The organism is Streptomyces sp. WY228 (assembly GCF_019287315.1).
GTDB lineage: Bacteria > Actinomycetota > Actinomycetes > Streptomycetales > Streptomycetaceae > Streptomyces > Streptomyces caviscabies.
In genome coordinates this window covers 3,114,475-3,131,749 of record NZ_CP079114.1, presented here as the reverse complement: position 1 = coordinate 3,131,749, position 17,275 = coordinate 3,114,475, and the positions used below count along the sequence as shown (strand labels likewise).

The following is a 17,275-nucleotide window of genomic DNA, read 5'->3' as shown; positions in this document are numbered from 1 at the left end:
CCGCACCACCGACCCCGGACCCCGCGGCCCGGATCCGCCCCGCTGATCCGGCCCTCCCGGAACGCAAGGAGAACACTCTCCAGATGACGACCACCGCCGTCACCCACATCGCCAGCCTGGTCACCAATGACCCCTCCCTCGGCAACGGGACCCCCCTGGGCCTGATCCAGGACGCGGCCGTCGTCATCGACGGCGACCGCATCGTCTGGACCGGTGAATCCAGCAAAGCACCCGCCACTGACAACGTCCTCGACGCGGCGGGCCGCGCGGTGGTCCCGGGCTTCGTCGACTCCCACTCCCACCTGGTCTTCGCGGGCGACCGCACCCAGGAGTTCAACGCCCGGATGTCCGGGCAGCCCTACCGCGCGGGCGGCATCCGCACCACCGTCGCCGCCACCCGGGCCGCCTCCGACGAGGAGCTCTCCGCCAACGTCGCCCGCTACCTCGCCGAGGCCCTGCGCCAGGGCACCACCACCTTCGAGACCAAGTCCGGCTACGGCCTCACCGTCGAGGACGAGGCCCGCGCCCTGCGCGTCGCGGGCCGCCACACCGACGAGGTCACCTACCTCGGCGCCCACATCGTGTCCCCCGACTACGCCGACGACCCCGCCGGATACGTCGATCTGGTCACCGGCCCGATGCTGGAGGCCTGCGCCCCGCACGCCCGCTGGATCGACGTGTTCTGCGAGCAGGGCGCCTTCGACGGCGACCAGGCCCGCGCCATCCTCACGGCGGGCCGCGCCAAGGGGCTGCACCCCCGTATCCACGCCAACCAGCTCAGTCACGGCCCCGGTGTCCAGCTCGCCGTCGAGCTCGACGCCGCGTCGGCCGACCACTGCACCCACCTCACCGACGCGGACGTCGACGCGCTCGGCCAGGGCGACACGGTCGCCACGCTGCTCCCGGGCGCGGAGTTCTCCACCCGTGCCACCTGGCCCGATGCCCGCCGCCTCCTCGACGCCGGGGCCACCGTCGCGCTCTCCACGGACTGCAACCCCGGCTCGTCGTTCACCTCGTCCATGCCGTTCTGCATCGCGCTGGCCGTACGCGACATGGGGATGACCCCGGACGAGGCGATCTGGTCCGCGACAGCGGGCGGGGCCGCCGCCCTGCGCCGTACCGACATCGGCCGCATCACCCCCGGCGCCCGCGCCGACCTGGTCCTCCTCGACGCCCCGAGCCACGTCCACCTCGCCTACCGCCCGGGCGTCCCGCTGGTCGGCGCGGTCTGGCGGAGCGGACAGCGGGTGGTGTGACGGCCGGTCCGGACGGCGGCCCCGGAACACCGCCGCACCGCACACGCGGAAGGACCCGCTCCCGATGTCCGGGGCGGGTCCTTCCGCGGTGCTCGGCGGCCCGTGGAACCCCGAGGAGGGGCAGCGGGCCGGGCCGGGGTCATTCCTCCAGGGTCAGACCCTTGCGGAGCTTGGTCAGCGTCCGGGACAGCAGCCGGGACACGTGCATCTGCGAGATGTTCAGCTCCTCGCCGATCTCCGACTGCGTCATGTTGCTGACGAAGCGGAGCGAGAGGATCATCCGGTCCCGGGCGGGCAGCGCGGCGATCAGCGGCTTCAGCGACTCGACGTACTCGATGCCTTCGAGGCCGTGGTCCTCGTAGCCGATGCGGTCCGCGAGGGCGCCCTCGCCGTCGTCCTCCTCGGGCTTGGCGTCCAGCGAGCTCGCGGTGTACGCGTTGCTCGCGGACATGCCCTCGACGACCTCGTCCGGCGTGATGCCGAGGCGCTCGGACAGCTCCGCCACGGTGGGCGCGCGGTCCAGCTGCTGGGAGAGCTCGTCGCCCGCCTTCGCCAGGTCGAGCCGCAGCTCCTGGAGCCGGCGCGGCACGCGCACGGACCAGCTGGTGTCACGGAAGAAACGCTTGATCTCACCGACGATCGTCGGCATCGCGAACGTGGGGAACTCCACACCGCGGCTCAGCTCGAACCGGTCGATCGCCTTGATCAGGCCGATGGTGCCGACCTGGACGATGTCCTCCATCGGCTCGCTGCGGGAGCGGAACCGGGAGGCGGCGAACTTGACGAGCGCGAGGTTGAGCTCGACGAGGGTGTTGCGTACGTAGCTGTACTCGTGCGTGCCCTCTTCGAGGGACTCCAGCCGCTCGAAGAGCGTCTTCGACAGGGCCCTGGCGTCCAGAGCGCCCACTTCGGCGTAGGGCGGGATCTCGGGAAGTCCTTCGAGTCCCTCGCCGGCCGCGCCGGAGAAGTCTGAGGTGGTGCCGGTGGTGCCGGTGGTGCTGGTGGTGCTGGTGCGCGGGCCGGGAACGGCGCTCGCGGCGGGGGAGTCGGAATTGGTCGGTCCCTGAGGACATGCCGACGACGCGTTGTGGGTACGCGCTTCGTCGAGCCGGGGTGACATGGTTCTCCTCCATCGTTCTCGGCATATGGCTGCCGATGCCCATACGTGTTCCTGCGGTGAAGCGGCGCCTCCAAAGCCGGTCGTGTTTCGGGTGTCCCTCTACCCATACCCGGTCCTGGCCAGCAGTGACAAGCGCCAATTACTGCTATATGTCCGGTTTGTTGAGTTCTCCGACTACCGCGTGGCCAACGGAACGCGTACTGTTTTACGCACGTCGGCGGCAGCTACGCATACAGCCGCACAGGCAGTGACGCGCACAGTGACGAACGGCGAAGAGGGACAGGCATGGACCGCGGGACGGTCGGCAGTGCGAACCGGGGTCGGCTTCAGGTCGAGGCCCGGACCGAGGGGCGCAGCGAGGTCGTGACGCCGGTGGGTGAGCTCGATCACCACACCGCCGATCTGCTGCGCGAGCCCCTGGAGAGTGCGATCGAGCAGGGGCGGTCGCGCCTGGTGGTGGACTGCTCCCGCCTGGATTTCTGCGATTCCACCGGACTGAACGTGCTGCTCGGCGCCCGCCTCAAGGCGGAGGCGGCCGGAGGAGGGGTTCATCTGGCCGGAATGCTGCCCGTCGTGGCGAGGGTGTTCGAGATCACCGGCGCGGAGGCGGTCTTCACCGTCCACGCCACGCTCGAAGAGGCCCTGGCCACCTGACCCGGCACGAGCGCGCGGCCGCGGACGTCCCCGATGTCGGCTGTGTCACGCGATCGTGTGTCCCAAGTGGGTGTTGTTGCGAAACAGCAGGGCAGGAGACACCCCGGCGGTGCCCCGCGAGGGCTCCGGCACACTCGGTAACTGATCACTATCTGTTCAACGGCGACATGGCGACATGGCGAATCGGTGAGGTGAAGCGCTGATGAGCACCACCCGGCAGCATCCGCCGGGCGACCTCGGTCGCGAGCCGGACGAAGCGGGCGCAGCCTCGCCCGTCCCGGCCGAGCGGCAGTGGCGCACGCTCTCACTCGGGCAGGCCAGCGGCATTGTTCCGACGGCCCGTGACTTCGCCCGGCAGGCGCTGCACGACTGGGGCTGGCTTCCGGCGTCCAGCGCGGACCGCCGGGCCGCCGCCGAGGACGTCCTGCTGGTCGTCTCCGAGCTGGTGACCAACGCCTGTCTGCACGCGGAGGGCCCCGAGGAACTCCGGATCGGCCGCACCGCCAAGGTGCTGCGGGTGGAGGTCGTCGACCGGGGGGCCGGGCAGCCCGCACCCCGTACGCCGCACCGCGCCGGCCGGCCCGGCGGGCACGGCATGTTCATCGTGCAGCGCCTCTGCCTCGACTGGGGCGTCCTGCGCACACCGGACGCCCCGGGCAAGACCGTCTGGGCGGAGCTCGCCGCGCCCGCCTAGCCGCATCCCTCACCTCCGCACCACTGAAGAGCGCGCCGGATCGGCGCGCTCTTTGTCTTCCCTCCATCAGGCCCCGGGCGTACCTTGAGCGCCCAATCTGATGTGCCGTCAGTAATGCGTGCCCGTACGGACCGTGGCGCGCGGCGGCGTCCGGCATGAGGGGAACACGAGGTGTCGAACCAGAAGCGGACCACTCTCGCGCTGGCGGCTGCGCTGGCGGGCTCGATCGTGGTGGCGGGCGCGCCCGCCGCGTATGCCGAGGTCGTGGACGTCAACTACCAGTGCGTGACGCCCATCGGGCCCAAGGGGGCGGTCTCGCCCATCGATATCAAGGGCGTGAAGAGCGGCGACGGCTACAAACTCACGATGTCCTTCCAGAAGGGCGTCTCCTCCAGCCCGGTCGAGCTGGGCAAGGGCGCCATGAACCCGAGCGCCGTGATCGAGCTGGGCGGCGCGGAGGCGGGAAAGGTCCAGGTCTCCGGCCCGGCGAACGCCGAGGCGATTCCGGCCAACACCCCCATCAAGATCAGTGATCTGTCGGGGACGTACACCCCGAAGAAGAGCGGCAAGGTCACCTTCACCGCCGGGGTCCTCACCATCAAGGCGCTCGGTACGACCACCACGTGTACGCCCAAGAACAGCCCGGGCCCCTCCCTCGAACTCGACGTCCAGGGGGCGGGCGGCTCATCGGACGGCGGCTCCACGGGCGGTTCCACCGGAGGTTCCACGGGCGGTTCCACCGGTGGCAGTTCGGGAGGCTCCACGGGCGGTGGCGAGCTGCCCCGCACCGGTCCGCTGGACTCGGCGGCGGCGCTCGGCACGCTCGGCGGGACCGTGCTGCTGACCGGGGCGGCCGGGGTGCTCTGGCTGACCCGGCGAGGACAGCGCTCCGCAGGCTGATCACGTCCGTACGGCCTGTATGCGGCGTACGGCCCGCACGGAGGGCCCGTACGGCAGCGCATGCGGCGCACGCGTACGGCAGCGCCATCGCCGCCGGAAGGCAGAGGAGAGCCGCCCCATGTCGCCACCCACCCCGCGCCTCCGCCGGGCGCTGCTCGTCCTCACGGCGGTGCTCGCCGCGCTGCTGTGCGCGCTCGCCTCGACCCCGGCCGCCGCTGACGACGGTCCGGCGGACTGGACGGCCCGGCCCGCAGGCGGCAGCGGCGACCGGGACGCCAGGCCGTACGTCTATCTGGAGGGCACCCCCGGCACGGTCCTCCAGGACCGGCTCGCGGTGACCAACTCCGGCCGCGCCCCGCTGACCGTCCGGCTGCGGGGCGACGGCCGGGCCGGGGCCTGGATCCGGTTCGCCGCGGACGCGGTCACCGTGCCGGCCCGGACCCGTGCGGAGGTGCCGCTCGCCCTCACGGTGCCGCCCGACGCGGTGCCGGGCGACGCCTCCGGGGAGGTCGTGGCGGTCGACGGGGGCGAGGAGAGCCGCGTACCGGTCCGGGTCCGGATCGGCGGTCCGACGCTGGCGGCGCTCACCGTCGAGGACGTCGGGATATCCGGCGAGACCCTTCGGTACGCCCTGGTCAACCGGGGCAACGCGCTGCTGAGGCCCCGTCTGGCGGTGCGCGTCGACGGGGTGTTCGGCACGCTGCTGGACCGCCCGGAACGGCCCCTTCCGCTGGAGCTGGCCCCCGGCCGGCGGGTGGAGCTGACCGAGCCCTGGCCCGACGCCCCGGCCCTGGACGCGGTCACCGTACGGCTCCGGGTCACCGCGCCGGGCGGCGCCCGGGACGAGGCGGAGGCTTCGGCGACGTACCTCCCGGTGCTTCCGGCCGTCGGCGGCGGGCTGCTGGTGCTCGGCGTCCTGGCCCTGCTCGGCTCCGGCGCGTACCGACGGCGGCGACGCACCGGGCGCGGCGCCCCGGAGCCGCCGGACACGGAGGCCGAAGCAGAGACGAAAGCAGAAGCAGAAGCAGAAACAGATACGAGGCCCTTGGCGAAGGCGGGAGCGGAAAAGTGACGCAGCAGCCCGGCCCCCGAGCCCTCCGGCGCCCCGCGCCGCCCGTCCTCCTGCTCCTGGCCGCCCTCCTGGCGCTCCTGCCCGCCCTGGTCACCCTGACAACGCCGCCCGCCCGGGCGGCCGACGGCGACCCCACCGTCAGCCTGTCCAAGAAGGAGGCGGGCAAGGGCGGCGAGATCACCGTCAGCGGCAGCGGCTGGCGCGCCGAGGCGCTGCTGATGCTGCTGATCTGTGGGCAGTCCACCCCGGAGCGTGGCGTGATCGGCGGCACCAACTCCTGTGCCAACGCCGACGGCCGCGCCGTCACGACCGACAAGAAGGGCGCCTTCAGCAAGAAGCTGCCGGTCGCCGAACCGCCGAAGCCGTGCCCCTGCGTGGTGCACATCGCCACCGTGACGGGTGAACAGTCGCTGGCCGACGCGGTGTTCACCGTGGCGGGCCATCCCACGGCGGAGCTGCCGCGGCAGACCGGCGGCGGGAAGCTCGCGGTGCTGGCCACCACCCGGCTGGAGGGCGACAGTTCCCTGCTCACCTGGTTCGGAGCCCCGCCCGCGCGCCGACTCGTCTTCACCGTCGGCAATCTCGGGTCCGCCCCCGTCGAGGATCCTGTCTTCGAGATCGGCATCGCGCACGGCGTCTACGCCCCTCAGTGGGAGGAACGCCAGTGGCGCGGCACGGTCGCGCCCGGCGGCAAGGCGCAGATCAAGCTGCCGGTCGAACTGTCGGCGGGCGCGCACGGCGACTACCAGGTGTCCCTGCGGTACGGGAAGAAGGTGCTGGCCGAGCAGCCGTGGGGGGTCGGCCGGCCCTGGGGCGTCACGCTCTTCTGGGTGCTGCTCTGCCTGGTCGTCCCGGCGGCCGTCTTCCGTATCGGCATGGCGATCGTGGACAAGGTCCGACCCCGCCCCGCAGGCGCGCACCGTACGCGGAGGGCCGCGACACCCGCCGCCCAGGCCGCCCCCGCGAACACCACCGCGACCACGGCCGTGCTGCCGTGGTTCACCCCGGATTCCGCACCGTTGGAGAACCCACCCCGACCCACGACGAAGGGACAAGCGTGAGCACGCAACGGAGGATGAGCGCGGCCGGAGTCGCGCTGATGCTCGGCGGCGCGGGCATCCTGATGGCCGCGAGTCCGGCCCAGGCCGCCGAGGTCAGTTACGCGACGGAATGTATTCCGCCGCCGATCTCGGGACTGCCCGCGGTGCAGGGCACCACGAAGGTGGAGCTGACCGCCCCGGCCGAGGCGAAGGTGGGCGACGAGATCGAGGTCGTCTGGAAGACGGTCGAGGCCGCGTCCAAGAACCCGGACGTGCTGGACCTGTCGGCGGACACGGTCAAGCCGACCGGCACCATCACCCTGGGCGGTGCGGCGAGCGGCGAACTGAAGCTGGAGGGCCCGCGACAGAACCCGCCCATACCCAAGAACAGCCCCATGGTGCTGTCCGACATGAAGGGCACGCTGAAGCTGGAGGCCGCCGGGGAGATCACGCTGACGCCGGGTGCGTACAACATCAACGTGTCCAAGCCGATCTCCACGGACACCAAGTGCGCGCCGAAGGAAGAGGTTCGGCCCGGCGCCACGATCAAGGTCACCGAGGGCGGCGGCGACACCACCGGAGGCACGACCTCCGGCGGTACGGACAGCGGCGGCACGGACAGCGGTGGTACGACCGGCGGCGACGACACCGGCGGCACCACGACCGGCGGTACGACGACGGGCGGCGCGGACGGCGGCACGGACGCGGGCGGCACCACCTCCGGAGGCGGTGACTCCGGCGGGAGCACCGGCGGCGGGGGCGGCGAGACCGACTTCCCCGGCAAGGAGGTGTCCGTCGCCTACGCGTGCAAGACGCCGATCGGGGACAAGAACGCCACCTCGCCGGTCAGGATCGACGCCAGGAAGAACGGCGGGGCGTACGACCTGACGGTGAAGTTCAGCAAGTCCGTGATGGACAGCCCGATCGACATTCCCGCCAACCAGGTCAAACCGTCCATGGACGTCAAGCTCGGCGGGGCGGACGAAGGCACGGTCAAGGTCGAGGGGCCGCTGAACAAGGAGGTCATCAAGACCGGAGCCCCGATCGAGATCCCCGACCTCACGGGTACGTACAAGCCCGGTGCGAGCGGAAAGTCCACGCTCAGCCCCGGCGTCCTGACGGTGATGGCCGCCGGTACGACCACGACCTGCACGCCGCCCGACGACGTGGCGGTCTCCCTGGAGCTGGACACCTCCGCCCAGCCGGGCGGCGCGTCCGGCGGCAGCGGCGGCGCTGCGGACTCCGGCGGGGCCGCGGCGTCCGGCGGCGGCACGGACTCCGGCGGCGGGCTGGCCGCCACCGGGGCCGAGGGCGACGGTGCGCTGCGGGCACTCGGCCTGGTCGCCGGTACGGCGATCCTGCTGGGCGGCGCGGTGTTCACGTTCACCCCGTGGCGGAGGCTGCGCGGCACGTGCTGAGCCGGGCGCACGGAGCACGGGAGCACGGAGCACGGAGCACGGGAGCACGGGCCGGGGCGCCGAGCACACCATCCCGTGGACGCTGTTCGGCGACTGGAAGAAGCCCGGTGAGAAGTCCTCGGTGAAGTGCGGGTTCAGCAGCTTCCCGCGCAGCGTCAAGGTCGAGACCAAGAAGTAGAAGAGGCCGACGACGAACGGCAGCGGGTCCGCACGAGAAGTTCGTGCGGACCCGCTGCTTCACGTTCCTCGCCGAGGAGCTACTTCACATTGCCCATCAGGGCGCGGATCTTGCGGCCCGCCACCATGAAGGCGATGCCCGCCGCGACCGCGACGACCGCCTGCAGCGTGTAGTACGCGGCGTCGCCCAGCGGAGCGTTGAGCTTCGTGGTCCAGCCGTTCAGGGCGTTGCCCGTCGACGTGGCCAGGAACCACAGGCCCATGATCTGGCCGACGAACATCTTCGGCGCCAGCTTCGTGGACAGCGACAGGCCGACCGGGGAGAGGCACATCTCACCCATGGTCTGCGCCAGGTAGACGGCGAGCAGCCAGAACACGGTGACCTTGCCCGTGTCGCTGTTGGCCGCGGCCGCGCCCGCCAGGCCCATGATGCCGAAGGAGCCACCGATGAGGAGCATCGCCAGCGCGAACTTCATCGGGGTGCTGGGCTCACGGTTGCGCGTGGCCAGCTTGACCCAGAGCGTGGCGAAGATCGGAGCCAGGATGATGACCATGGCCGGGTTGACCGACTGCAGCCAGGAGGCCGGGAACTCCCAGCCGCCGATGAAGCGGTCCGTCTTGTTGTCCGCGAAGATCGTCAGCAGCGAGCCGGACTGGTCGTAGATCATCCAGAAGAGCACGGCGGTGATGAAGAACCACACGTACGCCTTGATCTTCGGCCGGTCCTCCTTGGTCAGCGCCGGGTCCCGGAAGATCGTGATGAAGTAGACGATCGGCACGACGACGCCCAGCACGGCCAGGACGTTGACGATGTGCTCGATGTCGTACGTGCCCAGCGCCAGGTCGATCAGCAGCGCGGCGACCGCGATGCCGGCCCACAGGCCCACCTTGCGCAGCGTGCTGCGGCGCTCCTCGGGGGAGATGGGCTTGGCGGGCAGCTTGCCGACCTCGCCGAGGTGCCGGGAGCCCAGCGCGTACTGGATCACCGCGAAGGTCATACCGACACCGGCGACACCGAAGCCGAGGTGCCAGTTGACGTTCTCGCCGAGGTAGCCGACGAGCAGCGGGGCGGCGAGGCCACCGATGTTGATCGCCATGTAGAAGAGCGTGAAACCGGCGTCGCGGCGGGCGCTGGTCTGGCCCTCGTAGAGGCCGCCCACCATCGCCGAGATGTTCGGCTTCAGCAGACCCGTACCGGCCGCGATCAGCGCGAGGCCGACGAAGAACGCGATGTCGCTCGGCAGTGCCAGGGTGAAGTGGCCCAGCGCGATGATGATCCCGCCGACCAGAACGGCCTTGCGGGCGCCCCAGAGACGGTCGGCGACCCAGCCGCCGGGCATCGCGGCCATGTAGACGACGGCGTTGTAGACACCGTAGATGGAGGCGGCGAGCGCCTCCCGGCCCTCGAGGGGGCCGTCGAGCACGGCGGCCACCAAGTACAGGGTGAGGATGGCGCGCATCCCGTACCAGGAGAAGCGTTCCCACATCTCCGTCATGAACAGGGTGGCCATACCGCGGGGGTGGCCGAAGAAGGTCTTCTCACCGGAACTCGGCGAGTCCTTCGTCAGGCTGGACGCCATGGTCGATCCTTGCTGGTCGGGACGCGCCGCCTCGTGAGCGGTACGCGCCCGGTGGGGGGCAGCCGGCACCGGCGCGGCGTGCCCCGTCCCCACGCCTGAGGGGGACGTGCTCCGCGCGGCCGGGCTCCTGGCGGAGATACGGCGGCGGAGCGGGGAGGAACCGCGTCGGGATCCACGCCCGTCACGCGTTCTCGCGTTCCGGGCCCGGCTCACAGGTCATTCACTCGAAGCGGGCCGGCGGGAACCGACCCCGCACACAAAAGGGACCCTTGGCGCTCATGGCTGCCCAAAGGTCCTTGAGTAGTGCAACAGGCGTCGGGACACCATACGACACGACACGGCGGGATATGAAAGGACTTGAGACATGGATCACAGGTCTTAGCGGAACCACACTCCCATATTCAAAGGTCTCCGTCCTCTTTGTGGCGCTGACCCGCAGGTGGCGTCGTGGGCCTCACTTCCGGACCTCCGTCCGGACTACCATCAGTCCATGACCCGTGTACTGCTCGCCGAGGACGACGCATCCATCTCGGAGCCACTGGCCCGCGCACTGCGTCGGGAGGGTTACGAGGTCGAGGTCCGCCAGGACGGTCCGACCGCGCTCGACGCCGGCCTCCAGGGCGGCATCGACCTGGTCGTTCTCGACCTGGGGCTGCCCGGGATGGACGGTCTCGAAGTCGCCCGCAGGCTCCGGGCCGGCGGTCACACCATCCCGATCCTGGTGCTGACGGCCCGCGCCGACGAGGTCGACACGGTCGTCGGCCTGGACGCGGGCGCCGACGACTACGTCACCAAGCCGTTCCGGCTCGCCGAGCTGCTCGCCCGGGTCCGCGCCCTGCTGCGGCGCGGTGCGTCCGAGCCCGTCGCGCAGCCCGCCACCCACGGGGTCAGGATCGACGTCGAGTCGCACCGGGCCTGGATGGGCGAGGAGGAACTCCAGCTCACCGCCAAGGAGTTCGACCTGCTGCGGGTCCTGGTCCGGGACGCCGGCCGGGTCGTCACCCGCGACCAGCTGATGCGCGAGGTCTGGGACACCACCTGGTGGTCCTCCACCAAGACCCTCGACATGCACATCTCCTGGCTGCGCAAGAAGCTCGGCGACGACGCCGCCAATCCGCGCTACATCGCCACCGTCCGGGGCGTCGGCTTCCGGTTCGAGAAGAGCTGACGTACGAAGCTCCCATGCGTTCTGAGAACCGCCCCGACGGCCCCGTGAGGCGGCGGACATGCGCCGTCGGCTGATCAACTCCACGCTCGCCGTGGTGCTCGTCGTCATCGCCGTCTTCGGCGTCTCGCTGGTGATCGTGGAGACCCGCACCATCAGCGCCAGCGCCCAGGAGAGCGTCGAGTCCGAGGCGCTGCGGCTGATCAGTGTGGTCGAGAGCCGGCTGCTGGGCGAGGAGACGATCAACTCCGGCGTGCTGGCCGAGCAGATCGACCCGGCCCGGTTCGCGCTGATCGAGATCCCCGGCCGCGAGCCCATCGCCGTCGGCGAACGCCCCTCCGGCAGCGTCCTGCGCGCCACCGAGACCGGCGAGCAGGGCGAGAAGGTCACCGTCGAGGAGTCCCGCACCGCCGTCACCCGCGAGGTCGGGCGCACGCTCCTGATCATCGGCGCGGTGGCGCTGCTGGCGATCGTCTCGGCCGTGCTCCTCGCCGTACGCCAGGCCAACCGGCTGGCCTCCCCGCTCACCGACCTCGCCGAGACCGCCGAACGCCTCGGTTCCGGGGACCCCCGGCCGCGCCACAAGCGGTACGGGGTGCCCGAGCTGGACCGGGTCGCCGACGTCCTGGACTCCTCGGCCGAGCGGATCGCCCGGATGCTGACCGCCGAACGCCGGCTGGCCGCCGACGCCTCGCACCAGCTGCGGACTCCGCTCACCGCGCTCTCCATGCGGATCGAGGAGATCTCCGTCACCGACGACCCCGACACGGTGAAGGAGGAGGCGAACATCGCCCTCACGCAGGTCGAGCGCCTCACCGACGTCGTCGAGCGGCTCCTGACGAACTCGCGCGACCCGCGCACCGGGTCCGCCGTCGTCTTCGACCTCGACGAGATCGTCAAGCAGCAGATCGAGGAGTGGCGCCCCGCCTACCGCAGCGCCGGACGGGCGCTGGTCTGCTCCGGCAAGCACGGGCTGCGGGCCGTCGGCACCCCGGGAGCGGTCGCCCAGGTCCTGGCGGCGCTGATCGAGAACTCCCTGATGCACGGCGGCGGCACCGTCGCCCTGCGCACCCGGGTCACCGGCAATCAGGCGGTCATCGAGGTCACCGACGAGGGCCCCGGCGTCCCCGCCGAACTGGGGGCGCGGATCTTCGAGCGGACCATCAGCGGCCGCAACTCCACCGGCATCGGCCTGGCGGTCGCCCGCGATCTCGCGGAGGCGGACGGCGGGCGGCTGGAACTGCTCCAGCAGCATCCGGCGGTCTTCGCGCTCTTCCTCAGCCGGGTCCCGGTCGACCGCGCGGACCCCGAGCGCCCGGTGCGCTGAACAACGAGTGACGCCGTGGGTCGGTTCCGCAGGCCGCTTCCGTGGATCGCTTCCGTACGGGACGGTTCAGTTCCGTACGGGATCGGGCGCTACCCGTTCCTCCGCCGGCCTGCGCTGCTCCAGAAACCGTTCCGCGCTCAGCACGGCCTCCTTGGCGGGCAGGGTCTTGAAGACCCAGGTCCGGTAGGACCAGAAGCGGAACAGGGTGGCGATCCCGATACCGACGATCTTGAAGACATTGCTCTGGACCGGGGTGTTCCAGCCGAAGCCGTACGTCGCCAGATAGAGCACGCCCGTCTCGATCACCGCGCCCGCCGCACTGAACAGCAGGAACAGCGCCAGCTCACGGGTCCGGCCGGTCTTGTCGCGGTCCCGGTAGGTCCAGTAGCGGAAGCCCACGTAGTTGAAGAGGATCGCGACGAAGGTCGCCAGCACGCTCGCCCGGACCACCTGGAGGTCCGTGGTGTGCCGCAGCAGGTTGAAGACCGCGATGTTGACCAGCAGGCCGAAAGCGCCGACCGCGCCGAACTTGGCGACCTCCCGGGCCAGCAGCTCAAGCCGGGTCCGCAGTGCGCCCGGTTCGCTCATGGTGATCGCTGGTCCCGTCCGTCGGAAGGCGTCTGGCTGACGTGTCGACGTAACCACGTCAACTCCGCCATGCTAACCAGCCCGCCCGTGTGACGCCCGTGAGTCCGCGAGGGCGGCGGGCGGGCGGCCATCCGTACGGCCGTCCGGGAACCACCGGCGCGCCGGATACCCTGGAGACGTGACGTTCCCGGTAGTCGGCATGGTCGGCGGCGGTCAGCTCGCCCGCATGACCCACGAGGCGGGTATCCCCCTCGGCCTGAAATTCAAGCTCCTCAGTGACACGCCCCAGGACTCGGCGGCCCAGGTGGTCAGCGAGGTCGTCATCGGCGACTATCGCGACCTGGACACGCTCCGCGCCTTCGCGCGCGGCTGCGACGTGATCACCTTCGACCACGAGCACGTGCCCACCGAGCACCTGCGGGCCCTGGAGGCGGACGGCATCCCCGTGCGCCCCGGCCCCGATGCCCTGGTGCACGCCCAGGACAAGGGGGTGATGCGGGCCAAGCTCCAGGAGATCGGCGCCCCCTGCCCCCGTAACCGCATCGTGAGCGACCCGGCGGACGCCGCCGCGTTCGCCGAGGAGGTCGGGGGCTTCCCCGTCATCCTCAAGACCGTGCGCGGCGGGTACGACGGCAAGGGCGTGTGGGTGGTCCGCTCCGAGGCGGACGCCGCCGATCCGTTCCGCGCCGGCGTTCCGGTCCTCGCGGAGGAGAAGGTCGACTTCGTACGGGAGCTGGCGGCCAACATCGTCCGCTCGCCGCACGGCCAGGCCGTCGCCTACCCGGTCGTCGAGTCCATCCAGGTCGACGGCGTCTGCGACACCGTGATCGCCCCGGCCCCGGAGCTGGACGAGGCCCTGGCCGGCGAGGCCCAGCAGCTCGCGCTCCGGATCGCCGCCGAGCTGGACGTCGTCGGACACCTCGCGGTGGAGCTGTTCGAGACCCGGGGACCCGACGGGAAGCCCGGCATCCTGGTCAACGAGCTGGCGATGCGCCCGCACAACTCCGGCCACTGGACCCAGGACGGCGCGATCACCTCGCAGTTCGCCAACCACGTGCGGGCGGTCCTCGACCTCCCGCTCGGCGACCCGCGCCCGCGCGCCCCCTGGACGGTCATGTGCAACGTCCTGGGCGGCGACTACCCGGACATGTACCAGGCGTATCTGCACTGCATGGCCCGCGACCCGCAGCTCAAGATCCACATGTACGGCAAGGACGTGAAGCCCGGCCGCAAGGTCGGCCACGTCAACACCTACGGCGACGATCTGGCGGACGTGCGGGAGCGCGCCCGGCACGCGGCCGACTACCTGCGAGGAACGATCACCGAATGACTTCCCCCGGCACCGGATCCCCCGCCGCCCCGCTCGTCGGCATCGTCATGGGCTCGGACTCCGACTGGCCCGTCATGGAGGCGGCTGCCAAGGCGCTCGACGAGTTCGAGATCCCGTACGAGGTCGACGTCGTCTCCGCCCACCGCATGCCGCGCGAGATGATCGCGTACGGCGAGGAAGCGGCGGGCCGCGGCCTGAAGGCGATCGTCGCGGGCGCGGGCGGAGCCGCCCACCTGCCCGGCATGCTGGCCTCCGTCACCCCGCTGCCGGTCATCGGCGTCCCGGTGCCGCTGAAGTACCTGGACGGCATGGACAGCCTGCTCTCCATCGTCCAGATGCCCGCCGGAGTCCCCGTCGCCACCGTCTCCGTCGGCGGCGCGCGCAACGCGGGCCTGCTGGCCGCCCGGATCCTCGCCGCGAGCGACCCCGCGCTGCAGGACCGGATGCGGGAGTTCCTGCAGGAGCTGAACGACCAGGCCACCGAGAAGGGCAAGCGCCTGCGCTCCAAGGTCCAGGGTTCGGACTCCTTCGGCTTCGGAAAGTAAGGGGCGGCCCTCATGGACCATCTCGCCCGCGCCCGCGAACTGCTGGCCGCCCACCCCGTCGTCGACGGCCACAACGACCTGCCCTGGGCCCTGCGCGAACAGGTCGGCTACGACCTCGACGCCCGGGACATCGCCGCCGACCAGCGCGGCCTGCTCCACACCGACCTGAACCGGCTGCGGGCCGGCGGGGTCGGCGGCCAGTTCTGGTCGGTGTACGTCCGCACCGACCTGACCGGCGACGCGGCCGTCAGCGCCACCCTGGAGCAGATCGACGTCGTCGGCGAGCTGATCGCCCGCTACCCGACCTCCCTGCGCCGGGCGCTCACCGCCGACGACCTGGAGAAGGCCCGCGCCGAGGGCCGGATCGCCTCGCTGATGGGCGCCGAGGGCGGCCACTCCATCAACAACTCGCTGGGCACCCTGCGCGCGCTGTACGACCTGGGCGTCCGCTACATGACGCTCACCCACAACGACAACATCGACTGGGCCGACAGCGCCACGGACCTGCCGCGCCTCGGCGGGCTCTCCGCCTTCGGCCACGAGGTCGTCCGCGAGATGAACCGCGTCGGCATGCTGGTCGACCTCAGCCACGTCGCCGACGGCGTGATGCGTGACGCGCTCGCCACCAGCACCGCGCCGGTGATCTTCTCGCACTCCTCGGCCCGGGCCGTCTGCGACCACCCGCGCAACATCCCCGACGACGTGCTGGCCGCCCTCCCGGCCAACGGCGGCGTCGCGATGGCGACCTTCGTCCCGAAGTTCGTGCTGCCCGAGGCGGTCGCCTGGACCCTGGCCGCCGACCGCAACATGCGCGAGCACGGTCTGCACCACCTCGACACCACCCCGGTCGCGATGCGCATCCACGAGGACTTCGAGGCGGCCCACCCGCGCCCCGAGGCCACCGTCTCGACCATCGCGGACCACCTCGACCACATGCGCGAGGTCGCGGGCGTCGACCACATCGGCATCGGCGGCGACTACGACGGCACGGCGTTCACCCCGCGCGGCCTGGAGGACGTCTCCGGCTACCCGAACCTGATCGCCGAGCTGCTGCGGCGCAACTGGTCCGAGGGCGACCTGGCCAAGCTGACCTGGCAGAACTCCGTACGCGTCCTGCGCGACGCGGAGTCCGTGGCCCGCGCCGAGCAGAGCGTGCGCGGCCCGTCCCACGCGACGATCGCCGAGCTGGACGGCTGACGCCTACCGGTCGCTCGATCCGCCGCCCACCGCCGCGAACGGTCCGCCCGGACCGAAGGCGAACGCCCCGAAGCGCTCGCTCATGCGGCGGTGGGCGGCGTCGTCCGGGTGGAGCCGGTCCGGCAGCGGCAGCTCGGCGTGGTCCGCCTCGCCGTACAGCGCGCGTCCGTCCAGATGGAAGAGGTACGGGTCCGACGCCGCCCGCTCCGCCACGATCCGGGCCAGCTCCGCGCGGACGACGCGCAGGGTCAGCTTGCCGGAGGCGGACTCCGCCGGGTCGCCCAGCGCGGTGAACTCCACCTTCCCGTCCCGGAAGTCCGGTGCCGCGGGCCCCGGAGTGTCCTCGTGGGCCGGGCAGAGCACGGGCGACACGACGAGCAGCGGGGTGGCGGGCCGCCCCTCGCGGATGGTGTCGAGGAACCCGTGCACGGCCGGGCCGAAGGCGCGCAGCCGCATCAGGTCCCGGTTGACGAGGTTGATGCCGATCTTGACGCTGATCAGATCGGCGGGGGTGTCCCGCAGGGCGCGCGCGGTGAACGGGTCGAGCAGGGCGTTGCCGGCCAGCGACAGATTGACCAGCTCCACGTCGGCCGCCGCGGCGGCCAGGGCGGGCCAGGCGGTGGCCGAGCCGGCGGCCGCCGAACCGTGGCTGATCGAACTGCCGTGGTGCAGCCACACCCGCCGCCCGCTCGGCGCCACGGCCGTGACGGGGGCGTCGGTGCGCAGGTCGATCAGCTCGGCGGTCTCGGTGTACGGCAGCCAGATCTCGACGTCCTTCTCCCGCCCGGGCAGCCCGTCGAACCGGACGCGGCCGATCCGCCCGGGGAACGTCTCCCGCGAACCGTCCGCCAGGTCGACGAGCACGACATCGCCGCCGCTCGCCGTGGTCCGCCCGGCCGGCTCCCCGTCGATGTGCAGGTCGTACGCGCCGTCCGGGGCGGGCGGGACGCCCCGGTAGCCGACGACCGTGCGCAGGAGGCCCAGTTCGACGACGGTGGCCCGGGTGCGGAACACCACCCGCACACCGGAGGGCTGGGACTCCGCGCGGGCCAGCTCCTCGTCACCGTCGAACCGGGCCCGTGCCGCGGCGGGCAGCCGGTGCGGGAGCAGACCGCCGCGCGCGGTGCGCTCCAGGTCGAGCGCGCCGCGCAGGAGGTCGCCGGTGAGCGGGGTGATGATCCGGTCGCGCGAGTCGTTCATGGGCTCAGCCTG

Annotated in this window: 16 protein-coding genes; 12 read left to right on the top strand and 4 right to left on the bottom strand. The window is 71.7% G+C overall.

Going from position 1 to position 17,275, the window contains the following annotated elements; genetic code table 11:
• Positions 1–83: 83 nt before the first annotated feature.
• The gene (hutI, locus tag KV381_RS13505) at positions 84–1,256 is read left to right on the top strand and encodes an imidazolonepropionase (protein ID WP_218785281.1); all 1,173 of its coding nucleotides are present in this window, start codon (positions 84–86) and stop codon (positions 1,254–1,256) included.
• Between the two features lie 139 nt (positions 1,257–1,395).
• Here the strand turns inward: hutI and KV381_RS13500 are convergent, their stop codons facing one another.
• On the bottom strand, positions 1,396–2,376 hold the full coding sequence (locus KV381_RS13500; RefSeq protein ID WP_103537760.1) for an RNA polymerase sigma factor SigF: 981 nt from the start codon (positions 2,374–2,376) through the stop codon (positions 1,396–1,398).
• 285 nt (positions 2,377–2,661) lie between these two features.
• Between KV381_RS13500 and KV381_RS13495 the strand changes: the two genes are divergently transcribed.
• The 6 genes from KV381_RS13495 to KV381_RS13470 all read left to right on the top strand — a co-directional run bounded on the left by KV381_RS13495 (position 2,662) and on the right by KV381_RS13470 (position 8,154).
• On the top strand, positions 2,662–3,030 hold the full coding sequence (locus KV381_RS13495) for an STAS domain-containing protein (RefSeq protein ID WP_030086096.1): 369 nt from the start codon (positions 2,662–2,664) through the stop codon (positions 3,028–3,030).
• Positions 3,031–3,232: 202 nt separating this feature from the next.
• The gene (locus tag KV381_RS13490; protein ID WP_030086094.1) at positions 3,233–3,724 is read left to right on the top strand and encodes an ATP-binding protein; all 492 of its coding nucleotides are present in this window, start codon (positions 3,233–3,235) and stop codon (positions 3,722–3,724) included.
• A 171-nt stretch (positions 3,725–3,895) separates the two neighbouring features.
• On the top strand, positions 3,896–4,624 hold the full coding sequence (locus KV381_RS13485; RefSeq protein WP_030086091.1) for a hypothetical protein: 729 nt from the start codon (positions 3,896–3,898) through the stop codon (positions 4,622–4,624).
• 118 nt (positions 4,625–4,742) lie between these two features.
• A complete protein-coding gene (locus KV381_RS13480; RefSeq protein ID WP_030086089.1) occupies positions 4,743–5,696 on the top strand; it encodes a hypothetical protein in 954 nt (317 codons plus the stop codon).
• Positions 5,693–6,757, top strand: coding sequence for a hypothetical protein (locus KV381_RS13475; RefSeq protein ID WP_218785280.1), 1,065 nt, complete (start codon positions 5,693–5,695; stop codon positions 6,755–6,757). Before KV381_RS13480 ends, KV381_RS13475 begins: the two co-directional genes overlap by 4 nt.
• Before the next feature lie 14 nt (positions 6,758–6,771).
• Complete coding sequence (locus tag KV381_RS13470) at positions 6,772–8,154, top strand: hypothetical protein (protein ID WP_218787214.1); 1,383 nt, start codon at positions 6,772–6,774, stop codon at positions 8,152–8,154.
• Positions 8,155–8,411: 257 nt separating this feature from the next.
• On the opposite strand, the gene KV381_RS13465 is transcribed toward KV381_RS13470, so the two are convergent.
• Positions 8,412–9,911, bottom strand: a complete 1,500-nt coding sequence (locus KV381_RS13465) for a peptide MFS transporter (RefSeq protein ID WP_030086083.1) — start codon at positions 9,909–9,911, stop codon at positions 8,412–8,414.
• A gap of 490 nt (positions 9,912–10,401) precedes the next feature.
• On the opposite strand from KV381_RS13465, the gene KV381_RS13460 reads away from it, so the two are divergent.
• Positions 10,402–11,079: a response regulator transcription factor gene (locus tag KV381_RS13460; RefSeq protein ID WP_012380631.1), complete on the top strand. Its 678-nt coding sequence runs from the start codon at positions 10,402–10,404 to the stop codon at positions 11,077–11,079.
• A gap of 58 nt (positions 11,080–11,137) precedes the next feature.
• On the top strand, positions 11,138–12,403 hold the full coding sequence (locus KV381_RS13455; RefSeq protein WP_030086080.1) for an ATP-binding protein: 1,266 nt from the start codon (positions 11,138–11,140) through the stop codon (positions 12,401–12,403).
• Positions 12,404–12,469: 66 nt separating this feature from the next.
• Here the strand turns inward: KV381_RS13455 and KV381_RS13450 are convergent, their stop codons facing one another.
• On the bottom strand, positions 12,470–12,991 hold the full coding sequence (locus KV381_RS13450; RefSeq protein WP_030086078.1) for a GtrA family protein: 522 nt from the start codon (positions 12,989–12,991) through the stop codon (positions 12,470–12,472).
• 178 nt (positions 12,992–13,169) lie between these two features.
• Here KV381_RS13450 and KV381_RS13445 point away from each other — a divergent pair, with 178 nt between their 5' ends.
• The 3 genes from KV381_RS13445 to KV381_RS13435 are packed head-to-tail and all read left to right on the top strand — an operon-like array spanning position 13,170 to position 16,063.
• Positions 13,170–14,321: a 5-(carboxyamino)imidazole ribonucleotide synthase gene (locus KV381_RS13445; RefSeq protein ID WP_218785279.1), complete on the top strand. Its 1,152-nt coding sequence runs from the start codon at positions 13,170–13,172 to the stop codon at positions 14,319–14,321.
• Positions 14,318–14,866, top strand: a complete 549-nt coding sequence (gene purE / locus KV381_RS13440) for a 5-(carboxyamino)imidazole ribonucleotide mutase (protein ID WP_218785278.1) — start codon at positions 14,318–14,320, stop codon at positions 14,864–14,866. The genes KV381_RS13445 and purE overlap by 4 nt, the downstream gene beginning before the upstream one ends.
• 12 nt (positions 14,867–14,878) lie before the next feature.
• A complete protein-coding gene (locus KV381_RS13435) occupies positions 14,879–16,063 on the top strand; it encodes a dipeptidase (protein WP_030086073.1) in 1,185 nt (394 codons plus the stop codon).
• Positions 16,064–16,066: 3 nt separating this feature from the next.
• Here the strand turns inward: KV381_RS13435 and KV381_RS13430 are convergent, their stop codons facing one another.
• Positions 16,067–17,263 carry a GDSL-type esterase/lipase family protein gene (locus KV381_RS13430; RefSeq protein WP_218785277.1) on the bottom strand — a complete coding sequence of 399 codons (1,197 nt, stop codon included), beginning with the start codon at positions 17,261–17,263 and terminating at the stop codon, positions 16,067–16,069.
• Positions 17,264–17,275 lie beyond the last annotated feature (12 nt).

Excerpts from the sequence above, each read along its gene's own strand:
- hutI (WP_218785281.1), top strand. The coding sequence starts at position 84 with ATGACGACCACCGCCGTCACCCACATCGCCAGCCTGGTCACCAATGAC.
- KV381_RS13500 (WP_103537760.1), bottom strand. The coding sequence starts at position 2,376 with ATGTCACCCCGGCTCGACGAAGCGCGTACCCACAACGCGTCGTCGGCA.
- KV381_RS13495 (WP_030086096.1), top strand. The coding sequence starts at position 2,662 with ATGGACCGCGGGACGGTCGGCAGTGCGAACCGGGGTCGGCTTCAGGTC.
- KV381_RS13490 (WP_030086094.1), top strand. The coding sequence starts at position 3,233 with ATGAGCACCACCCGGCAGCATCCGCCGGGCGACCTCGGTCGCGAGCCG.
- KV381_RS13480 (WP_030086089.1), top strand. The coding sequence starts at position 4,743 with ATGTCGCCACCCACCCCGCGCCTCCGCCGGGCGCTGCTCGTCCTCACG.
- KV381_RS13470 (WP_218787214.1), top strand. The coding sequence starts at position 6,772 with ATGAGCGCGGCCGGAGTCGCGCTGATGCTCGGCGGCGCGGGCATCCTG.
- KV381_RS13465 (WP_030086083.1), bottom strand. The coding sequence starts at position 9,911 with ATGGCGTCCAGCCTGACGAAGGACTCGCCGAGTTCCGGTGAGAAGACC.
- KV381_RS13460 (WP_012380631.1), top strand. The coding sequence starts at position 10,402 with ATGACCCGTGTACTGCTCGCCGAGGACGACGCATCCATCTCGGAGCCA.
- KV381_RS13455 (WP_030086080.1), top strand. The coding sequence starts at position 11,138 with ATGCGCCGTCGGCTGATCAACTCCACGCTCGCCGTGGTGCTCGTCGTC.
- KV381_RS13450 (WP_030086078.1), bottom strand. The coding sequence starts at position 12,991 with ATGAGCGAACCGGGCGCACTGCGGACCCGGCTTGAGCTGCTGGCCCGG.
- purE (WP_218785278.1), top strand. The coding sequence starts at position 14,318 with ATGACTTCCCCCGGCACCGGATCCCCCGCCGCCCCGCTCGTCGGCATC.
- KV381_RS13435 (WP_030086073.1), top strand. The coding sequence starts at position 14,879 with ATGGACCATCTCGCCCGCGCCCGCGAACTGCTGGCCGCCCACCCCGTC.
- KV381_RS13430 (WP_218785277.1), bottom strand. The coding sequence starts at position 17,263 with ATGAACGACTCGCGCGACCGGATCATCACCCCGCTCACCGGCGACCTC.